At 75.5% G+C, this 2,240-nt stretch carries 3 protein-coding genes; all 3 read left to right on the forward strand.

The annotated features are described in order from the left end of the window. A partial coding sequence (locus ACE3P2_RS07900) for an ATP-binding protein (RefSeq protein WP_374263083.1) occupies positions 1–1,138 on the forward strand: 1,138 nt, incomplete at its 5' end. Continuing rightward, positions 1,135–1,926, forward strand: coding sequence for a hypothetical protein (locus ACE3P2_RS07905; RefSeq protein ID WP_374263086.1), 792 nt, complete (start codon positions 1,135–1,137; stop codon positions 1,924–1,926). The genes ACE3P2_RS07900 and ACE3P2_RS07905, both read left to right, overlap by 4 nt. A gap of 40 nt (positions 1,927–1,966) precedes the next feature. Then, positions 1,967–2,240 (forward strand): hypothetical protein (locus tag ACE3P2_RS07910; RefSeq protein ID WP_374263088.1); only part of this gene is annotated, 274 nt, incomplete at its 3' end.

Below are 2,240 nucleotides of genomic sequence, written 5' to 3' on the forward strand. Positions count from 1 at the left end.
CGCCACCGGCGCCCGGGTCGCCCTGCGCACCGAGGCCAGCGAACTGCCCGCCCCGGTCGGCACCCCGCCTGCCTGCGTCATCGCCCCAGCCAGCTTCGCCCTGCGCGGCCCTGGCGCCCACCTGCGCCGCCTTGAGGTGGGTGGCAGCGACCCGCTGGAACTCGCCGACGCCTGGCAGCGCGCCCTCGGCTGCACGCAAATGGACGCCGACGAACTCGCCGGCCGCAACTGGATCGACCACGACGCCCCGCCCCTCGTGGCCGCCGCCCTGCCGCCCGGCGCCGACGTGCCCCAGGTCCTCGCCGAACTCGCCCGCCTCACCCCGCCCCGCGCCCTGCGCCTCGCCACCCGCAGCAGCCCCGACGTACCGTGGCCCCGCCTCGTGCTCCCGGCGCCCACCCGCCACCGCCTCGACGACCTGATCCGCCGGGTACGTCGCCGGGTCGGCGTGCAACTGCGCTGGGGCATGGGCCGCGGCCAACGCGGGCGGGCCGTGGTCGGCCTGATGCACGGCGAGTCCGGCACCGGCAAGACCCTCGCCGCCGAAGCCATGGCCACCCGCCTGCACCTGCCGATGCTCGCCGTCGACCTTTCACTGGTCGTCTCCAAGTACATCGGCGAAACCGAAAAGAACCTCTCCGAACTGTTCGCCGCCGCCGAAGGCTACGCCGCGCTGCTGTTCTTCGACGAAGCCGACGCCCTCTTCGGCCGCCGCACCAACGTGCAGGACGCCCACGACCGCTACGCCAACATCGAGGTGAACTACCTGCTGCAGCGGCTCGAATCCTTCGAGGGCTGCGCGCTGCTCGCCACCAACCTCATGCAGGGCGTGGACGACGCCTTCCTGCGGCGCTTCGATCAGGTCGTGCACTTCCCGCGCCCCGGCGTCGCCGAGCGCATCGCCCTGTGGCGCGCCCATCTACCCGCCGCCCACCTGGCGGAAACCGTTTCGATCGAGCAACTGGCCGAGCGCTTCGAGCTCACCGGCGGCGAGATCCGCAACGCCGCCCTGTCGGCGGCGTTTGCCGCCGCCGATGGCGGCACCGTGGTCACGGACGGCCTGCTCGACGCCGCCGTGGCCGAAGAGTTCAGCAAACTGGGCCGGCCATTCCCACGCCGGCAGGGAGCCTTTTCATGACCGACATCGCCACCACCCTCGCCCAGGCCCGCGCCAAGCTCGCCGCCTGGCAGGCCGAAGCCGCCACCGCCGCCGCCAGCGGCGCCGCCCAGGCCCAGAGCGCCGACGCCGCCTGGGATGCCGTCGCCGCCATCGAGGCCGACAAGGCACGCACCGAGGGCGCCACCCCGCCCATCGCCGACGCCACCGCCACCGCCCTGCGCGGCGTGCTGGTCAGCGCCACCGGCCTCACCGCCACCAAGCTCGACGCGGCCGACCTGCGCACCGCCGTCAGCGGCGTCGACAGCGCCATCGCCAGCCTCGACGACGCCGCGATCACCACCCTCGCCACCGCCCTCGTCAATCTCGAATCCACCCTGCAGGATTGCGAGGACGCCCAGGCCAGCGCCGACGCCGCCATCACCGCCGCCGAAGCCTCGCCCGCCATCGTCGCCGACGACCTCGCCAAGGCCCTGCTGGCCCGCGAAGCCGCCCAACGCCAGGCCGCCGCCGGCAACAAGGCCGCCGCGGTGCTCGCCTACGTGGACTACCAGGCCGCCCGCGCCCGCCTCGCCACCGCGGCCACCGCCGCCCCCGCCACCAAACTGCAGACCGACTGGAACACCGCCCGCGACGCCCAGCTGTCGGCCGTCGCCGATCTGCTCGCCGCCCAGCTCGCGGTGATCCAGGCCCAGCTCGAACTGTCGCGCAAGCGCGCCAGCATGACGGCCAAGCTCGCCACCCGCGACGCCGATGCCACCGCCGCGGTGGACGCGGTGCTCAACCCGCCGGCGCCGCCGGGGCCCTGAGTCCGACCGGCACGCCCCGACAGCACGCAGCGCAGCAGCCATGACCCGCCCCGCACCCGAACGGGACACCCGGTCCAGGACGCCCGTCGGCAGCCCTCGCGATGCCGCCGAGCGTCATGCCGAACGGGTCGCCGACGCGCTCACCACCGCGCCCGCCGGCGGGCCGCTGCGCTGTGCCGCCTGCGCCGCCGGCGACGGCCCCTGCCCGGCCTGCAGCGGCAGCGCCGCCCAGCTACGCCGCAGCGCCCTGCCCTACGCCGCCACGCCCGCCGGCCCCACCGCCGCGGTCGACGCCGCCCTGGCCGGCCCCGGCC

Origin of the sequence: Zoogloea sp. (assembly GCF_041911615.1) — a bacterium.
Classification (GTDB): domain Bacteria; phylum Pseudomonadota; class Gammaproteobacteria; order Burkholderiales; family Rhodocyclaceae; genus Zoogloea.